We start from the raw sequence: 17070 nt of genomic DNA, 5'->3' as shown, positions 1-17070 counted from the left end.
AGCTAATCTTGTGTTTTTACTACTTTAAAAGCTTCGTTTTTATTATACACTTTTAAATTTCTGAACAGTATTTTGGTTCTTATCATACACCTAATAGCCATATAACCACTGTTAAGTACAGGACCATTATTTGTATTGGCATTATCTGTTCCTTCAACAATTATTTTACCATCAATAGCACCAATTATTTTATCTCCTCTTTGTAAAAATTGAAGCTTATGCCATTCTTTGTTCTCCAAATTATCCTTAAACGATCCATAAGATAAGGGATAGAAATATGGATTTTTCACCAAAGCACCAGAGGCAACATCGTTTCTGACATCATTCATCTCGCGATAATACTCCCAATGATAATTACGTACACCTTGTGCTAACACGGTACCCATATTTCCGTTTGTTCGTAAAGGGTAATCTTTCATAAAATCCTCCCGATTCATTCCTGAACTCTGTGCCATTAGCAAACTTAAACCACCTTCGCGTAAAGGTTTAAATTCATACTCAATGTAAATATCTCCTTCAAAACGTTGCAAGGGCCACATGTACACTTGTTTCTCTATTGTATTACCTTGTTGTGGTATATTAGGCGTTTCAATTAATAAACCATCTTTACTTACAGAAGGAGCATCCTGATAACCTTGAACATAAAATGTATCCAACAAATTAGGCTCATTAAGTTTAAGATTAAGTTTCTCTGTCCAAGTATTATCCAGTTTCCAAGTAAATTCTTTTACATCATATCCATTAAAAACATGATTTAAATGATCAATATATTCCTGATCGAAATCTGGAGCTTCATTTTTATACATTGCGGCTACTTCTTCTCCTGATAGTTCCTCATTATAGAAATCAATATTGCTATAGCAAATACTTGGATTACCAGTATACAACTTTTCATTTATTTCATCTATATGAAAAGCATTATGATACTTATCATCCGTTCCAATCAACACTCCATTAGCGTACAATCGGAGGTCCTCCTTCTTTTTATCCCATGTAAAAGTTAGCTGATACCATTTATTGGCTTTAAAACTAAAATGCTCCGAAGTTACAAAAGCTTTTTGCGGAGGATCAACACGGGTTGGATACAATTTACCTTTGTACATTTTTACATAAAACTGAGGATGCCATTCGGCGAAAAAATACATCCCAAAGTTAGATTCCTCTGAGTTGCTTACCTCTTTGTTATCAGAAATTAAAGGATAAACAAACCACGATTCGTTATCGTAAGTCATTGCCTTGGTTTGATGCGCCGCATTGAGTTCCTCCAAAAAGAAAGCCCAAATAACCATACTACCTTTCTCGTCTTTGTTAAGATTATGCTTCAGTAACTCAATACGAGAATGAATGCTGGTTGGATTAATTCCTTTCTTTCCTTTTAAATCGAGTACACGTGCTTCACCATGCGTTTTAAATTCGCTGGACTTAGCTGGATTACTTAAATTATATTGGAATATTGGTTCTATTTTTTTCTGGGCTTTACAAAGGCCCAACTGTACGGAAAATACAATCAGTAGTATTATTAATTCTTTCATAATTATTGTGCGTTATAGGTTAGTCTAGGTATTTATACATTTCTGAAGCAGCCAATAAATAAGCACCTACACCAAAATCAGCCGTTGAATTTTCATCTACTTGTTGTCCAGGTATTGCACGCTCTCCTATCGGTTGAATATACCCCACCATACCATTATCATTTAATGCTGTAGTGCTTAAATAATTCCATGATTTAGTTACAACTGGCAGGTAATCATTTTCTGAAAGCAGACCATTATTAATTCCCCATAGATATCCAAAAGTAAAAAATGCGGTCCCACTGGTTTCCGGTCCTGGTGCATGGTTAGGATCCAAAATGCTGCGCGTCCAGTAGCCTTCCGTTTGTTGAGCTTCTTTTAGTGTTACAGCCATTTTTTTATAAATATCTTCGAAAAAGGCTCTGTGCTCCCAGTTTTCTGGAACATCCTGAAGTACTTTAGCTAAACCTGCAAACACCCAACCGTCGCCACGAGCCCAAAAATCTTTTAGTCCATTTACCGACTTATGCTCGGGGTAAACATATCTGGCATCACGAAAAAACAAGCCTGTTTCTTCATCGTACATAATACTTTTAGCATAAGAGAAATACTCGTGAAGTTTAGTTAGGTATAGCTCATTTCCAGTCAGTTTGTACAATTTAGTCATTACTGGCATTACCATATATAAACCATCCGCCCACCACCAATAATCATTTCTGGTAGTGCTCATTTTATACTCCATTACTTCTTTGGCACGAGCTACCATTACTTCTTGTTTATCCTCTGATAAATTGTATAAATCTATATAGGTCTGAAAACAAATCTGCCAATCTCCAAACAACACATAATCATCCGTTTCGCCGTATTTATATTTCCATTCGGCTTTGTTATCCGATTTTGCACCTTTCCATTGGTTATGTTGGGCCCACGCTAATGAATAATCTTTATATTCTGCTTTTTGGGTTATTTCATAAGCGGCCATATTACCCGTATGATATGCTGCATGATCCCAAAATGATCTGATCTCTGCTTTATGATTGGTTTGCCAATAATCATTTACTTTAACAATGATATCTTTAACATCAGATTTATTGGCTATTTTTTGCGGTTTTTCAGCACAGGATATTGTAATAATTGCCATTACAATTAACAGTGCATACATAACTGAACCTTTCATTCTCATATTCCCTATATTTAATTTTAATGATTTTAAAACTAAATTATCGAGAAGTTAGTTATTGTATCTTCAAAAACATGCTAAGTTCATCTATAAAATAATGCTCTCTCTGATTAACAACAACTTACAAACACACTCTAAATTGAATCTAACTTATTATTATCCTGAAATTCAAGGGGGCTTAAGCCTTCCATTCGTTTAAAAACAGTACTAAAATAATTGGGATTGTTATAACCTACTTGGTAAGCTGTGTTAGCTACTGTTTTATTTTCGGCCAGTAGTTTTTTGGCTTGTTCAACCCTCAATTTAGTATGAAACTGGTTGATAGTTAAGCCTGTTTTTTTCTTAAACTCTCGCATTAAATGCGCTTTACTAAGTCCAGCAATATTGGCGAAGTCATCTGCGGTGTAATCCTCTGAAAAGTTATTTTTTAAATGCTCAATAAGCTTATCAATGGCGAGTGTATTTTTCTGTAAAGGGATATCTGTCATAATTTCAGAAAGCTCTAAAGCCTCATTCATTATAATTTCCTTAACCTGATATGTATCCGAACTTTTCTCGATAGCATTTGCGCGTTCTGCATTTCGCTGAATCAACACTTCTGTATTACCTCCAGCTTCAATGGTTGTATCGGTAAGCATATTCAGGATTTCGCGAATACGCATTTTATATATATCCAAATTACCCTGCGAAAGTTCCTCAAGGTTAGCCAGTAAAGCATTTATCTCGTTCGCTTTACTACCCATTCCCGAACGGAGCAAAAACTGTAATTCTTCTTTTAGCAGACCAACCTTACCTTTCATATCTCTGATGTCCAGAAAAACCGCCCAAATCCACATGATACCCGTTGGTATAGAACCTATATAATACAACCCTATATTCTGAGGTTTAGCTCCTACACCAATTACCAAGGTGATTCCAAAAAGAAAAGCTCCAGCCAAAAACAACAATAATTTAAGCTGCTTTTTCCTTCTAATTTCTTTAATAATAAGCCATGTACATGGGATAATCAATTGAAGTAAAGCACCCACAATCTGCGTGTTGTGCGCCCAATTAATTGGCTGATAAATTCCAATAAAATCCGTAATTCTATCGGAATAAAACCAGTTGGTTGAACCGGCATCATAAAATATGATATAAGCTAAAGAAAGTAATAAACCAATAGAATAAGGTACAGAATATAAGTACTTTGTTGGTTGAATGCCTGACTGCTTAGCCGCAGCTATTAATAACGAGGGAATGCCAAGCCCCATTAATAAACCCATCCGTATATAAAGCACCACAATAGCGCTATTATCGTTTAAAAAAAACCATCCTAAACGACCTACCAGAAAAATGATAAATGAAACCAGAAATAAATTATACAGTTTATAATCTGCCGCAATTCGTCTTCGTACTACGATAAAATAAAATAGAATTGTAATAAATAATTGAGCAGACACCAAGGGTGCCAGTACATATTCAAAAAGTTCGCGATGTGTTTCTAAAATCATTTATTCTTGTATCTGCAATTCTATAAAGCACCTTTTTTATATGTAAAAAATAAAAAACAGTGAATGCCAATTGTACAAACCTAATAAACTAATTCAATAGTATCAATGCAAAAAACACTGCAATTCTTTATGCGGAATAAATAAACATTAACCCATAAATATATCCCCCATTTAAAGCTAAACTTAGCTTATATTTGCCTAGCGAAAACAGATTGTTTCTATGAAATTAACACAGGCGTTTACTGGTATCAAAACCAAGTGCTTTATAATAATTACTGTACTCCTTTTTATAATGAGGTATGATGTTAATGCTCAAAATTACCATCAACTATTTAAGGAGTCTGTAAACCTGCGATACGCAAACCCAGACTCAGCACAAGTTAATTTTAAGCAGTGTTTATCTTACTTTGAAGAAAATCAGGACACGGCTGAAATAATAGACACCAAACTTATTTTGATAGAACTATATTCAGGCAATGGAAATTACCTACAAGCGTATGATGAAGCTTGGTCCTTACTTCCACTCGTTGAAAATCATTCATACCTAGAAAAAAAGATTGAGGCTAATTATCGTATTTCTACCTTGTATGTTATTCTTTACCAATTTAAAAAGGCTCACCTCTATCTGGCAGAAGCCGAATTAATGGTAGAGGAATTAAAAGATAAACAACAGCAAAGCTTATGGCGTGCTAAATTATATGCTTTAAATGCCTGGCTAATCACCAATGAAAAGCCGGATTATGAAACGTCGCAAAAGCTATTGCTTAAAGCCATTGAAGAAAATAGAAAAATAGACCAAAAAATAGGTATTGTGTATTCGCAAATGCAACTGGCAGAATTACACTTGACCAATAATTATTTAAAAGAAGCTGAATCCATTCTACTAAACATTGAAAAAAACAATATTTATAAACCCTCCAATAGTTTGTTATTCGACCACTTTGGGCAGCTGTACATGAAAAAAGGGAATTATGTATTAGCTTCTGTTTACTTAAAAAAATGTTTATTGGCCATTGATTCTTTTAAAAACCATCTGGACAATAAAGTAGAAGTATTGGATTCATTATCGAGCTGTTATCATTATCTGGGTCATAATGATTCTGCTTATTATTATTCACGATTGGCTTCGGAAGTAAGTCATAGCCTATTTGGAAACAAAAGCCTAAAAAACAAAGAGTTATTTGAAATAAAGGATGCTTACCAAGAGAAATTGGATCAACAAAAACTGATACTGTTAGAGCAAGAGAAGGAAGTAATTCGCTTAAAGCTTTTTATATACATGGCTATTTTAGCGATAATAATTACAGGTTTAATCATCCGATCTAAAATTAGAACCCGAAAGATTAAACAACTAAAAGAACAACAAGCACTTGAAAATAAACAACAACAACTTGATCTAAAATTAAAGAACAAAGAGTTGATGACTTCGGCACTTCAATTAATTGAGCGAGACTCTCTACTAACCGATATTCGCAGAAACCTGGAAGCCATGGATTTTGATGCGAAGAACAAAGTGAACGTTACCAACTTAATATCTTCGATTAACTCCAACAAAGCAAAAAAGTGGGATGAGTTTGAGCTATACTTTACGAATATTAACCAAGAGTTTTATTCTACTCTAAAGAACAGATACCCTTCCCTTTCTGCTACTGATTTAAAGATGTGTGCTTTAATCAAGTTAGGTTTATCGAGCAAGGATATGGCCGATATTATGGCTATTGGTTCTGATAGTATAAATACATCCCGAAGCCGAATTCGTAAAAAAATGAATTTGACTCGGGAAGTTAATCTTACAGAATTCTTGAGTTCAGTAAACTAATTATTGAGCACTAACAAAAATTTAGGCTCTTAATTCAGTGAAATATCCTTCATGGTTTTCCACTTTTCGGCCGCTTTGCTATCTGGATTGGTTTTTTGGAATTTAGCAACATAACTTTGCCACTCTTTTTCACGCGGTAAGGTTCCCCATTTTTCTCCATCCACAGACCAATCAAAATTAGGTTTTGCATCCATAATTAAAAAAGCACGATAACCAATCAGGTATAGTTCCATCTCGTGAATACCCACTGTTTTCATGTTTTGTGTAATCTCTGGCCAAGCTTTACCAATGCCATGAACATCCACATAATCTTTAGCAAGTTCTGGATTATTAATTATTTCGAGTGTTAATATAAAACGTGAATAATCCTTTTTCTGCAAAGGAATCAACTGTCCTTCTTCCGCTTTGTAAGCTTGCTTCTGCTCCATTTTGTAAGTCCTATTCAACAATTGATAATCTCCACTTAAAATTTCGTTTAACCTTTTTATTGTTGGAAACTTTTTCGCAAGTTTCGCTATACTTGATATTGTCTTCTCAAGATTGAAGGAATCCTCCATATCCAACACCAAATACGAAATGGAATCGCTGGTACAATAATTAAAGTTAATTAAACCAACTTTTCTTAATTCCTTATCTAGGCTTTCATTCGAAATTATTTTTTTAAATGCGGTTGTATCATTCAATGAATTAAACGCGGCAAAAGTAAACCTGCGCATTTTTTCGTTTGTTGTTGATTTTGGATTGACACATCCTATGGCTAACGCCAGAATAAAAATATATGCTAAGCTCTTCATTTGTTTAAAATTATCTTTTTAAAAGCGGAATAAAAATTTAGTTTAAAATATAATAGCATCATCACCATTAAACTCATTTACTGCATTTACCATAGCAATAATATTTTCAGCAGGTACGTCTGGTATAATGTTATGAACAGGATTAAAAATAAACCCACCATCTTTCGAAAATATTTCCAAACGTTCCAAACAATGCTTTCTAACCTCCTCGACACTTGCTTTATTTAGCACAGTGGTTGTATCCGCTCCACCACCCCAAAAAGTAATATCCTTACCAAACTCACGTTTTAAACGCTCGGGCTCCATATCTACACAGTTGGTTTGCACTGGATTTAGGATATCGAAACCTGCTGCTATTAAATCTGGAATTAACTGGTAAATAGAACCACAAGAATGTAGAAAAGTCTTCATATTGCTATGCTTTTTCACATAATCGTTCAATATGGTATGGCGTGGTTTATAAAATTCTGCATATACTTCCGGTGGCACCAACGGACCGCTAGTCATTCCTAAATCATCGCCAAAACGTATAATATCAATAACATCACCTACCGACTCTACTACCTTTTCTAAAGTTTCCATATGTATCTTCATCAAAGCATCCAACAGCTTATTGGTTTCTTCGGGATACATATAAGGATCCATCAAAAAATTATCCATTCGGCGTAAAAATGTCCCCCACTCAAATAAGTTACAACCTACGGTAATCATAATAGCCTGATCACTTTCCTGGCGCAATTGAATAGCCTTACTTCTTAAATCCTGCCAAAAGTTATCCTGATGCGCATGATCCCACGGACTATGAGCAAAAGCACTCCACAACACCTTATCCATAGCCTGTTTTAATCCCGATAAATCGGAAGGAAAAGCTTCTTGCCAAGGAAAAATAGTTTGATCGAAAAAGGTAGCGCCTTGTGGCATTTTTGCAATTACTTCACCCATTTTATCCTTGGCCAGATATTCGCCATTAGCCAATTTTTCTGGTTTAAACCAGTTAGGATAAAAAGCCGTATCGCCATTGGCCAAAGTAGTTTCGTACCAATCTTTAGTAGCAGTATTATATTTTACGCCAATATCAATTACATCTACACCTAAGTTATTTAGTATCTGCATATCGGGCTGCGCCAATTGCTGAACTACATCAAATATCTTTACTGGTAATTTATCTTTACCCATGTGTTTGAGTAGGTTAGAATATGCTATGGCTGAAATGCCCGAGCTTGGGTTACTCCCAATATCAAAAGGGACTTTACTGGTTTGTTTATGCTCAATTGAAGCAATTACTCTTTGTCTGGAATTCATTTTGTCTGTTTGTTTGATATAAAATTACCACAACTCAACTTGTATTAAAATAGTAAATAATATACATTTGATGGATTATTTTTCACTACATGAGCAATACCTCCATCAAATTAATTAAAGAAGGCTTTTTGGGACAACGCATGGTTTACGTTCCTGGAACAACCAATAAAAAGGTTCAAGAAGACCCTCGTATTCAAGATCTTTACATTACACACATTGGTCATTTCCCAAAAGCAGAAGGTCATTTTAGAGAACGAAAATTTGGATGTCATCAGTACATTTTAATTTATTGCAAAAGTGGTGAAGGATGGATTGAGTTGGAACAAACCAAGCACACGATAAAAGAAAATACCATATTTGTTATACCTCCCTTTACACGATGCACTTACGGAGCTTCAAAAAACAAGCCTTGGAATAATTATTGGATTCATTTTACAGGTAATAACGCAGAAAACTACACGCCTATTACAAATAAGGTATTAGCTATTCCTCCTGGAAAAAATGCGCGTATTGAAGATCGTATTATCCTGTTTGAAGAAATGTTATCGAATATGGAGCAACATAGTAATTTTGATAACGTTATCTATGCTAACATCTGCTTAAAATATTTCCTTAGCTCTATTAGGCAAATTGAAAATTATCGCCTTTCGGGAGAATCGGAAACACAAAGCTATCTAAGCTTGGCTATATCATTTATGAATAATAACCTCAAAAACAGGGTGACTTTAGAGGAGTTAAGCGAGGCTTGCAAATGTTCTAAATCTAACCTCAATAAAATATTTGCTAAGAATATGCATTGTCCGCCCATGGACTATTATATACAATTGAAGATGCAGCGCGCTTGCAGATATTTGGCTCATTCTACCCGTAAAATTAAAATGATTGCACAAGAACTAGGTTACGATGATCCATACTATTTCTCCCGATTATTTTCTAAAACCATTGGCAAATCACCCAGCGAATATCGACATGAAGAACATGGAAATGAGTAATAGTTATTTACTATTGCTCAATAAGTTCTAGCTCTACTAATTCGCAACTAATATCGGTACGCTCCATTCCTTCCACCTTAAATAGTGCATTAAAATAGGCGTCTTCCGAGGGTAAATTAAAGTAAAAACTGGATAAAAATTGGGGGTCGGTAAACTTATTCACCAAAGCCATGGTGCCAATATCATTATTCGAAACTATATAAATAGCTTTTGTGCCAGCCGTTAAGGGCATATAAGCAACCATAGCATATTCCGATCGAACTGTCTCTGAAAAACTAGGGCGATAGTGCTTTATCTTATCTTCTTTATGAGAGACGAAATGAACTCCATCTACTTTAAACACTTTACTGTTGCGCAAAAAGAGTTCCTTGGATACACTCATTGTTTTAAACTGACCGATATAAATGATATTATTCCTTTTGGTTTCTTCATATCGTAACTCACTCTCTGTTAATGGAACAAAACTAGATTGATGCTGAAAAAACCATTGCGATAGTTTATAAATAGAATGTGGAATAGCTTTTGTAAAAAAGGTAAAATCAGCCTTCTGTAAAGAATCTATTTGATGATTTTCGATGTGCTGTATAAAGTCTTCGGTACTATTAACCTTCAAATCAGTAATAAACTCACCAGAATTGCCCGCCTTTTTAAGCATAACAACCTGGTCGGCCATAATACATACGTTAGATGCACCCTTAACAAAGAATGCGTCCCACAGGTATTGATGTTGTTTTGATGTATAATAATAAGCAAACGCACACACCAATATTAAAAAAGCAAAAGCAATTGCTAGAATAGGTTTCCGGCTTTTACGATCCAAAACTTTCCTTTCCTCTACTTTTTCATTGGCCCTACCTTTAACCTCAAACTTTATTTTGTACGTTCCTTTTTCCAATACAAACTCAATGGGAGCATCTTTGCCTTCTTCGGCATAATAAGAGCTTAATTTTTTCCTCAGCTTATGCATATAAACACGCACCAAACCATCATTTTTAACGGCTGTATAATCACTATCAAAAACCTCCATTCCAATAATATCTTCCTTCAGGTTATTTCCTTTTAACGATTGTTCAACCAAAAAAGTAATTAGGTTTACAATACGAGGCGATTTATTAAAAAGTCGATGATTGGTTATAGTAGTTAGATGCTCTTTTATATTATTTGTATCGATTTCTTGTTCCATAGGCCAACAAATTTACAAATGTTTTCCTTGTTATTACCACAATAACACAATTCGCAACAGTACAGACACATTCGTATGTTCTGTAACGTTATGTTACCGTTATTTTGGACTTTAGATACCGTAAAGTTGCCCATTCCTTAATTCTATTAATCACTACTTAGTATTTTTAAAGATGTAATCTTCTCTTTTGAGTGATGCCCATAAAATACTACAACATGAACAGACGAAATTTTATAAAAAACGCATCTATTGCTTCTGTTGGAGCAGCTACATTTCCAACCATAATTACTTCTTGCGTTAAAGGAGCCAACGACAAGGTTAATATTGGTATGATTGGTACTGGTGACCATGGCATAATGCGAAACCTAAAAAATTACTTAAAGATTGATAACTGCCGTGTGGTGGCCATATGCGATGTAGATAAAACCCGAATGAATAAGGCCAAAGGCATCATAAATAATCATTATCAATCGGATGATGTACGCTTATATGATGATTTTAGGGAATTACTACTCCAGAAAGATATAGATGCTGTGCAAATATCTACGCCTGATCATTGGCATGTACACATGGCTATTGCGGCTATGCAAGCTGGCAAACATGTTTGTAGCGAAAAACCCACCCTCACTATTCAGCAAGGAAGAATCTTAGTAGATCAGATAAAAAAACACAATCTAATATTCCAAACAAGTCTTGAAGACAGGTATTTGGAACCATATTACAGGATGGCCAAGTTAGTGCGAGAAGGTCATATCGGAACCTTAAAGAAAATGCGAGTAGGTCTTCCTGGTCAATACAAAATTAGATATGATGCAAATACTGAAACAGCGCCTATTCCTGATTATTTTAATTACGATATGTGGTTAGGCCCTGCTCCAGATGCTCCATATTCTCCAGGACGTTGCCATTGGAATTTTAGATGGATTAATGATTATTCGGGCGGTAACCTAACAGACTGGGGAGCACACTTAATTGATACTGCTCAGCTTTGCAATAATGCTGAGATTTGGGGACCTACAGAAGTTGAAGGTGTTGGAAAAAGACCAGATAGTGGTATTTATAATGCTTTTTACGAATACGATTTAAAATATAAATATGCCAATGGTGTTGAGATGGATATTCATAGTAAAGGCGTTGAAATTTATTGTGAAGGAAGCAATGGCTGGCTGCACTCCAAAGGTTGGAACAAGAAACTACAAGCCAGTTCTGAGGATTTATTGCATATAAAACCAGGTGAAGAGATAAGAGCCGTTCGAGAATTGAATGAACATGTAGACTTTGTTAATTGTGTAAAAAATGGAGGTAAACCTAAACACGCAGCTGAAGATATGCATCGTACAGCAACGGTCAGCCACATGGGTAATATTGCCATGAACCTTGAAAGAAAATTACAATGGGATCCTGCCAAAGAGATGTTTATTGGAGATGATGAAGCCAATGCTATGCGCTCCAGACCAGAGAGAGCTCCTTGGACTTTGGATAAACTGATGAATGGATAACATTTAGTTGGCAGATATCAGTAGGCAGTAAATAGTCATTAATTAATACTTGCTCGCCTATTATTTTTTCAAAATCAACTTGAAATTAAATACTTAAAAATGAAAAAAACAATCATAATATCACTCATATTCTTTCTTTGCTTAAACACTTTTGGGCAAGAGAAAAAACAAAACAATTTTGCCGATTGGGAGATCAAACCAGCTTTGGTTGTTGCAGCTAAAAATTCAAAGGCGCCATCTGATGCTATCATATTATTTTCTGGTCATCTAAGCCAATGGGAGCATATTGATGGCTCCAAGATAGAATGGCCTGCTTCTAAAAAGCGTTTTAAAATACTACCCGAAACAAAAAGCATTCACACTAAAAAGAGCTTTGGAGATTGTCAGTTGCATGTGGAATGGCGCGTACCTAAAAACGAAGACCATGGTAAAAAGATGAACTACGGAAACAGCGGTATATATTTTATGGAACAATACGAAGTACAAGTATATGACTCGTACAATAATCATAGAAAAATATATTCTAATGGTCAGGCAGGTTCAATATATAAACAGTACTCGCCATTGGTAAATGTTTGTAAAAAACCAGGCAAATGGGAAAGCTATGATATAGTATTTACTGCACCTCAGTTTAAGGATGATGGAACGCTCAAGTCACCAGCTTATTTCACGGTATTTCATAATGGTGTTCTTATACAAAATCATGTAGAATTAACTGGCCCAACCACACATTTAAAATACACAGAGTACAAAAAGCACCCAGAAAAAATGCCTTTACTAATACAATCTCACGGCTCTGCTGTTGAGTATAGAAATATTTGGATTAGAGACCTTTAAAATCAATGTAATGAAATCGATTATTTTAGTTATACTATCCCTTTCTTATGTTACTTTGCTAGCACAAAACAAGGATAAGCCCAATGTACTTTTTATTATAGCAGATGACCTTAATACTGCCCTGAGTGGATATGGTCATCCCCAATGTAAAACTCCTCAACTTGATAAGTTAGCGCAGCGAGGTGTTTCGTTTAAGAATATGCACTGTCAACATCCACTTTGTGGCCCATCCCGTGCCTCAATTATGACCGGAATGTACACCTATTCAACAGGAGTGCTTTTAAATGCAGGCTTAAACAGGGAAATAAAACCAGAAATTATTACTCTTTCTCAGGCTTTCAAGAACAATGGTTATCATGCCGCACGTGTTAGCAAGATTTTTCATATGGGGATTCCTTATGATATAGAAAGGGGCACCGCTGGGGCTGATGACCCATTATCATGGGATGAAGCATATAATTTGAAAGCTCTAGAACACAATGCAAAAGGAGAACTAACCAACTGGTCTCCTAAATTTGATGGGCATCAAAAATTCAATGGTTTAATTGCTGAAGGAAATGATTCTGACCATGTGGATGGAATGGCAGCTGATAAAGCAATTGAGTTATTGCAAAAGCTTAAAGACCGTCCATTTTTTCTGGCCGTTGGTATGATTCGTCCACATGTACCTTTGGTTGCTCCAAAGAAATACTTCGATTTGTACAATCAGCATGAAATGATTGTTCCAGTAGTTCCAGAAGATGATTTGGATGATTTACCTCAAATATGCAGAAATCGCAATACAAATAAGAAATGGGGTGTAACGCCAGAATCTCACAAGGGTCTTTTGGAGGCATATTATGCTAGCGTATCGTATATGGATGCTCAGGTTGGACGAATTCTTGATGAGTTGGATAATTTAGACATAGCGAAGAATACAATTATTGTTTTTTGTAGCGACCACGGATACCTTTTAGGTGAACATCATAAATTCCAAAAACCACACCTATTTGAAGAAACTACCCGCGTACCATTTATTGTGCACGTACCTTGGATGAGTACTCAAAATGGAAAATCTACCTATAAAATAACGGAACTTGTGGATTTATATCCTACCCTAACTGATTTAGCTAACATCAGAGCTCCCAAAGAGCTACAAGGTAATAGTCTGTTACCATTGCTTAAAAACACAGCATCGAAACAGTGGAAAAAACAAGAAGCTTTTACAACAGGCCGTTCTGGTTCTGCCTCATTAAGAACAGATAAATGGAGGATTACTATGTGGAAACACGGTGACGGCGGCTTTGAGTTATATGATAAACAAAACGACCCTGGTGAATTTGTGAATTTAGCTGATAAGCCAGAATATGCTCAAATAAAAGCTAGTCTTGTAAAACGTCTTAAGCAAAAGAAGAAAGAAGCAGGATATAAAGATGAAATGTATAACGAAGGATATAAATAGTTTAATAAAAAAATAAATTAATATGAAGCGATTGTTTTATATGCTGTTACTAACAGTATTCACTACTCATATAAACGCCCAATACACGCCCGAAGAAAACTTTGATAAAAACTGGCTCTTTTTTAATGATGTAGCGGAAGGAGCCGAACAGCTTGATTTTGATGATTCGAATTGGAGGAAACTTAATTTACCCCACGATTGGGCAATAGAAGGCCCTTTCGACAAGAAATATGATTGCCGAATGGGAGCCTTGCCTGTATTGGGAACAGGCTGGTATCGCAAGCATTTTACCATGCCAGTTTCTGCGAAAGACAAAGTAGTGCGTATTGAGTTTGAGGGAGCCATGTACAATACGCATGTTTGGGTTAACGGTCAGCATGTTGGAGAGCGCCCGTACGGTTATATTGGCTTTGAATTTGATATCAGCCAATACTTAAAATATGATGGATCGGAGAATGTTGTTGCCGTTCGTTTAACACCTAAAGATTATTCTTCGCGCTGGTATCCTGGTGCAGGGTTATATCGTTCGGTTTGGCTAAAAGTAGATGAACCTGTTTATATCGATTTATGGGGAACATACATTACCACACCAACAGCCACTGAGGCTAAAGGTGTTGTTCAGCACGAAACGACTATAGTAAACAAAACTTCTGCAGATAAAACCATACAAGTAAATCACGAATACTTTGATACTGAAGGTAAATCAGTGGCCAAAACATCTGATAAAGTAACGGTGAAAGCAGGAGAAAAAATGTGGTCAGGTACATTTACAAATATCTTAAAGCCAAAATTGTGGAATGTATACCAAGGCAATTTATATTCGGCAATTACCACAATATCAGATGGAGAAAATGTACTAGATACCTACAAAACTACATTTGGCATTCGTAATATCACCTTCGATGCCAATGGTTTTTATATCAATAGAAAGCAGGTAAAGTTTAATGGAGTAAATCTTCATCACGATAATGGCGCTTTGGGAGCTGCTGTATACAAAAGAGCCGACGAACGTAAACTGGAAATCATGAAAGATATGGGTGTAAATGCGATACGATGCAGTCATAATCCGCCTTCGCGTGAGTTCCTAGAGGTATGTAATGAAATGGGTATTTTGGTGATTGATGAATCCTATGACTGCTGGGAAATACCTAAAATTAAAAACGGCTATAACGTGATGTTTAAGGAATGGGGAGAGCGTGATTTGCAGGATATGATATTGCGCGACAGAAGCCATCCTTCGGTAATAATGTGGAGTATTGGAAATGAAATAAAAGAGCAATGGCAAAGAGATATTGGCTGGAAAGAGGCGAAGAGACTAAATGCCATCTGTAAATTGTTTGATACTTCTCGACCAACAACTGCCGGGTTTAACTCTTTCCCAACGGCATACGATAATAATATGGCGCAACAAGTGGATATTGCTGGTTCAAATTACAAAGCAGTTAAGTATAAGTGGTTTAAAGAGAACTATCCAGATGTTCCATTGTATGGTTCCGAAACATCGGGTGTGGCCAGTAGTCGCGGAGTTTATCACTATCCAGTTGAAAAATATCAGAAACATGAATCTCTTCATGTAACCAGTTACGATATTGTGGGTCCGCGTTGGGTATATCCTCCCGATATTGAGTTCCATTTTCAAAAAGAAACGCCTGAAATTTTGGGCGAATTTATATGGACGGGGTTTGATTACTTAGGCGAAACAAGTCCCTATGGAGGTCTAGATAACATAGACAATAAAGAACATTGGAATTCTGATTATCCTTCACGCAGTTCGTATTTTGGTGCGGTGGATTTGGCCGGTTTTCCAAAGGATAGATTTTATCAATACCAAAGTCAGTGGACCAGCAAACCTATGATTCACCTAATGCCACATTGGAATCTTGGTAAAGAGATGATTGGCGAGACTATTCCTGTCTATTGCTATACCAATTGCGACGAAGCTGAGCTTTTTGTCAATGGAAAATCGATGGGCAGAAAGGTAAAAGGCAAAGACTTAACAACGCGTATCGTTAACTTTTTACGTTACGAACCAAAGAGTTTTGATTCTCCATATTTATTAAGCTGGGATGTGGCTTATCAACCAGGATCTATCAAAGTTATTGGATATAAGGACAGGAAAGCCATTCAGGAAAAAGAAATTAAAACGGCTGGTAAACCTGCCAAAATTAAGCTTTCCGTAGATAGAAGTACCATTGATGCTGATGGCAGGGACTTGGCTTATGTAACTGTTCGCATTGAAGACAAAAACGGGAACTTTTGTCCCTTAGCAGATAATCTAGTAAAGTTTAATGTTTCGGGAGTGGGTAAAATAGTTGGTGTAGATAATGGAAGCCAAATTTCCTTAGAGTCATTTCAAGCACCACAACGAAAAGCTTTTAATGGTTTAGCTTTAGCTATTCTTAATTCTAACCAAGGTGAAGCAGGAACAATTAAACTAGTAGCAAAATCAAAAGGTTTAAAAGGAGCTGAAATTATTGTTGAAGTGAAATAGTTCCATCATATATTAAATATGCTATTTTGAGTCTGTTCATAAAGTCAGATGTTTGAACCAGAAGCTTCGAACTCAAGGCTTGTGAAGTCTTAAAATAGGAAACTTATAAACAAATACCATCTCGTAAAGCGTACTATATTTGGTGCGCTCTACGAATTTTTTAAGTTTAATTTATATGATGAAAAATAGATACAGAATCAATAGCATCCTAAACGATTTATTTTAATGCTCTGAACATATTTTGTAGAGTCGGCCTCAGCAGATGAGTACAAAAACAAGGTTGAAATGACGCTTAAAAATTATTTTCTGTTTGAGCCCTTTTGAGAAATGAAAAAAGGTGAGTTTAAATAATTTCAGTCATGAACCGTAGTTTTTGAATGAAACTGGTGCAGCCTTGACTTTTTTTGCTTCGTTTTTTGTGTCAAGATATCGGAACGATAATGAATTGAGTATTCTTCATTGTTTCAGGATGAAATCAGGTTTGGGCGAAGCACCAATTTAATTTAGGACAATATTGATACAATATGCAAA

The 17070-nt window shown here is 35.7% G+C and carries 12 protein-coding genes; 6 read left to right on the top strand and 6 right to left on the bottom strand.

Annotated features, from left to right (window positions below; all coding sequences use genetic code 11):
• Nucleotides 1-2 precede the first annotated feature (2 nt).
• The 3 genes from A8L32_RS12655 to A8L32_RS12645 all read right to left on the bottom strand — a co-directional run bounded on the left by A8L32_RS12655 (nt 3) and on the right by A8L32_RS12645 (nt 4181).
• Entirely contained in the window at nt 3-1532 is a 1530-nt protein-coding gene (locus A8L32_RS12655; protein WP_075590695.1) for a DUF1961 family protein, read from the bottom strand.
• 19 nt (nt 1533-1551) lie between these two features.
• Nucleotides 1552-2694, bottom strand: coding sequence for a glycoside hydrolase family 88/105 protein (locus A8L32_RS12650; RefSeq protein ID WP_066631042.1), 1143 nt, complete (start codon nt 2692-2694; stop codon nt 1552-1554).
• A gap of 131 nt (nt 2695-2825) precedes the next feature.
• Nucleotides 2826-4181, bottom strand: a complete 1356-nt coding sequence (locus A8L32_RS12645; RefSeq protein WP_066631040.1) for a helix-turn-helix transcriptional regulator — start codon at nt 4179-4181, stop codon at nt 2826-2828.
• Between the two features lie 220 nt (nt 4182-4401).
• Here A8L32_RS12645 and A8L32_RS12640 point away from each other — a divergent pair, with 220 nt between their 5' ends.
• The gene (locus A8L32_RS12640; protein ID WP_075590694.1) at nt 4402-6000 is read left to right on the top strand and encodes a LuxR C-terminal-related transcriptional regulator; all 1599 of its coding nucleotides are present in this window, start codon (nt 4402-4404) and stop codon (nt 5998-6000) included.
• A gap of 29 nt (nt 6001-6029) precedes the next feature.
• Here A8L32_RS12640 and A8L32_RS23315 read toward each other — a convergent pair whose 3' ends face one another.
• The gene (locus tag A8L32_RS23315; RefSeq protein ID WP_083631311.1) at nt 6030-6794 is read right to left on the bottom strand and encodes an L-rhamnose mutarotase; all 765 of its coding nucleotides are present in this window, start codon (nt 6792-6794) and stop codon (nt 6030-6032) included.
• Between the two features lie 42 nt (nt 6795-6836).
• A complete protein-coding gene (locus A8L32_RS12630) occupies nt 6837-8096 on the bottom strand; it encodes a uroporphyrinogen decarboxylase family protein (RefSeq protein ID WP_066631036.1) in 1260 nt (419 codons plus the stop codon).
• 89 nt (nt 8097-8185) lie between these two features.
• On the opposite strand from A8L32_RS12630, the gene A8L32_RS12625 reads away from it, so the two are divergent.
• Nucleotides 8186-9088, top strand: a complete 903-nt coding sequence (locus tag A8L32_RS12625) for an AraC family transcriptional regulator (RefSeq protein ID WP_066631034.1) — start codon at nt 8186-8188, stop codon at nt 9086-9088.
• Between the two features lie 10 nt (nt 9089-9098).
• Here the strand turns inward: A8L32_RS12625 and A8L32_RS12620 are convergent, their stop codons facing one another.
• On the bottom strand, nt 9099-10271 hold the full coding sequence (locus tag A8L32_RS12620; RefSeq protein ID WP_066631032.1) for a hypothetical protein: 1173 nt from the start codon (nt 10269-10271) through the stop codon (nt 9099-9101).
• A 215-nt stretch (nt 10272-10486) separates the two neighbouring features.
• Between A8L32_RS12620 and A8L32_RS12615 the strand changes: the two genes are divergently transcribed.
• From A8L32_RS12615 to A8L32_RS12600, 4 genes are all read left to right on the top strand, one after another.
• On the top strand, nt 10487-11770 hold the full coding sequence (locus tag A8L32_RS12615; RefSeq protein ID WP_158027238.1) for a Gfo/Idh/MocA family protein: 1284 nt from the start codon (nt 10487-10489) through the stop codon (nt 11768-11770).
• A 99-nt stretch (nt 11771-11869) separates the two neighbouring features.
• Entirely contained in the window at nt 11870-12607 is a 738-nt protein-coding gene (locus tag A8L32_RS12610) for a 3-keto-disaccharide hydrolase (RefSeq protein WP_066631025.1), read from the top strand.
• A gap of 10 nt (nt 12608-12617) precedes the next feature.
• Nucleotides 12618-14048 (top strand): sulfatase, encoded by a 1431-nt coding sequence (locus tag A8L32_RS12605; RefSeq protein ID WP_066631204.1) that lies wholly within the window; start codon nt 12618-12620, stop codon nt 14046-14048.
• 22 nt (nt 14049-14070) lie between these two features.
• Nucleotides 14071-16539, top strand: coding sequence for a glycoside hydrolase family 2 TIM barrel-domain containing protein (locus tag A8L32_RS12600; protein ID WP_066631023.1), 2469 nt, complete (start codon nt 14071-14073; stop codon nt 16537-16539).
• The last annotated feature ends 531 nt before the right edge of the window (nt 16540-17070 follow it).

This window comes from Labilibacter marinus (assembly GCF_001659685.2).
Classification (GTDB): domain Bacteria; phylum Bacteroidota; class Bacteroidia; order Bacteroidales; family Marinilabiliaceae; genus Saccharicrinis; species Saccharicrinis marinus.
This window is presented reverse-complemented; position numbering and strand designations above follow the sequence as displayed.

Bases quoted from the DNA above. Each gene is read 5' to 3' on its own strand.
- A8L32_RS12655 (WP_075590695.1), bottom strand. From the start codon at position 1,532: ATGAAAGAATTAATAATACTACTGATTGTATTTTCCGTACAGTTGGGC.
- A8L32_RS12650 (WP_066631042.1), bottom strand. From the start codon at position 2,694: ATGAGAATGAAAGGTTCAGTTATGTATGCACTGTTAATTGTAATGGCA.
- A8L32_RS12645 (WP_066631040.1), bottom strand. From the start codon at position 4,181: ATGATTTTAGAAACACATCGCGAACTTTTTGAATATGTACTGGCACCC.
- A8L32_RS12640 (WP_075590694.1), top strand. From the start codon at position 4,402: ATGAAATTAACACAGGCGTTTACTGGTATCAAAACCAAGTGCTTTATA.
- A8L32_RS23315 (WP_083631311.1), bottom strand. From the start codon at position 6,794: ATGAAGAGCTTAGCATATATTTTTATTCTGGCGTTAGCCATAGGATGT.
- A8L32_RS12630 (WP_066631036.1), bottom strand. From the start codon at position 8,096: ATGAATTCCAGACAAAGAGTAATTGCTTCAATTGAGCATAAACAAACC.
- A8L32_RS12625 (WP_066631034.1), top strand. From the start codon at position 8,186: ATGAGCAATACCTCCATCAAATTAATTAAAGAAGGCTTTTTGGGACAA.
- A8L32_RS12620 (WP_066631032.1), bottom strand. From the start codon at position 10,271: ATGGAACAAGAAATCGATACAAATAATATAAAAGAGCATCTAACTACT.
- A8L32_RS12615 (WP_158027238.1), top strand. From the start codon at position 10,487: ATGAACAGACGAAATTTTATAAAAAACGCATCTATTGCTTCTGTTGGA.
- A8L32_RS12610 (WP_066631025.1), top strand. From the start codon at position 11,870: ATGAAAAAAACAATCATAATATCACTCATATTCTTTCTTTGCTTAAAC.
- A8L32_RS12605 (WP_066631204.1), top strand. From the start codon at position 12,618: ATGAAATCGATTATTTTAGTTATACTATCCCTTTCTTATGTTACTTTG.
- A8L32_RS12600 (WP_066631023.1), top strand. From the start codon at position 14,071: ATGAAGCGATTGTTTTATATGCTGTTACTAACAGTATTCACTACTCAT.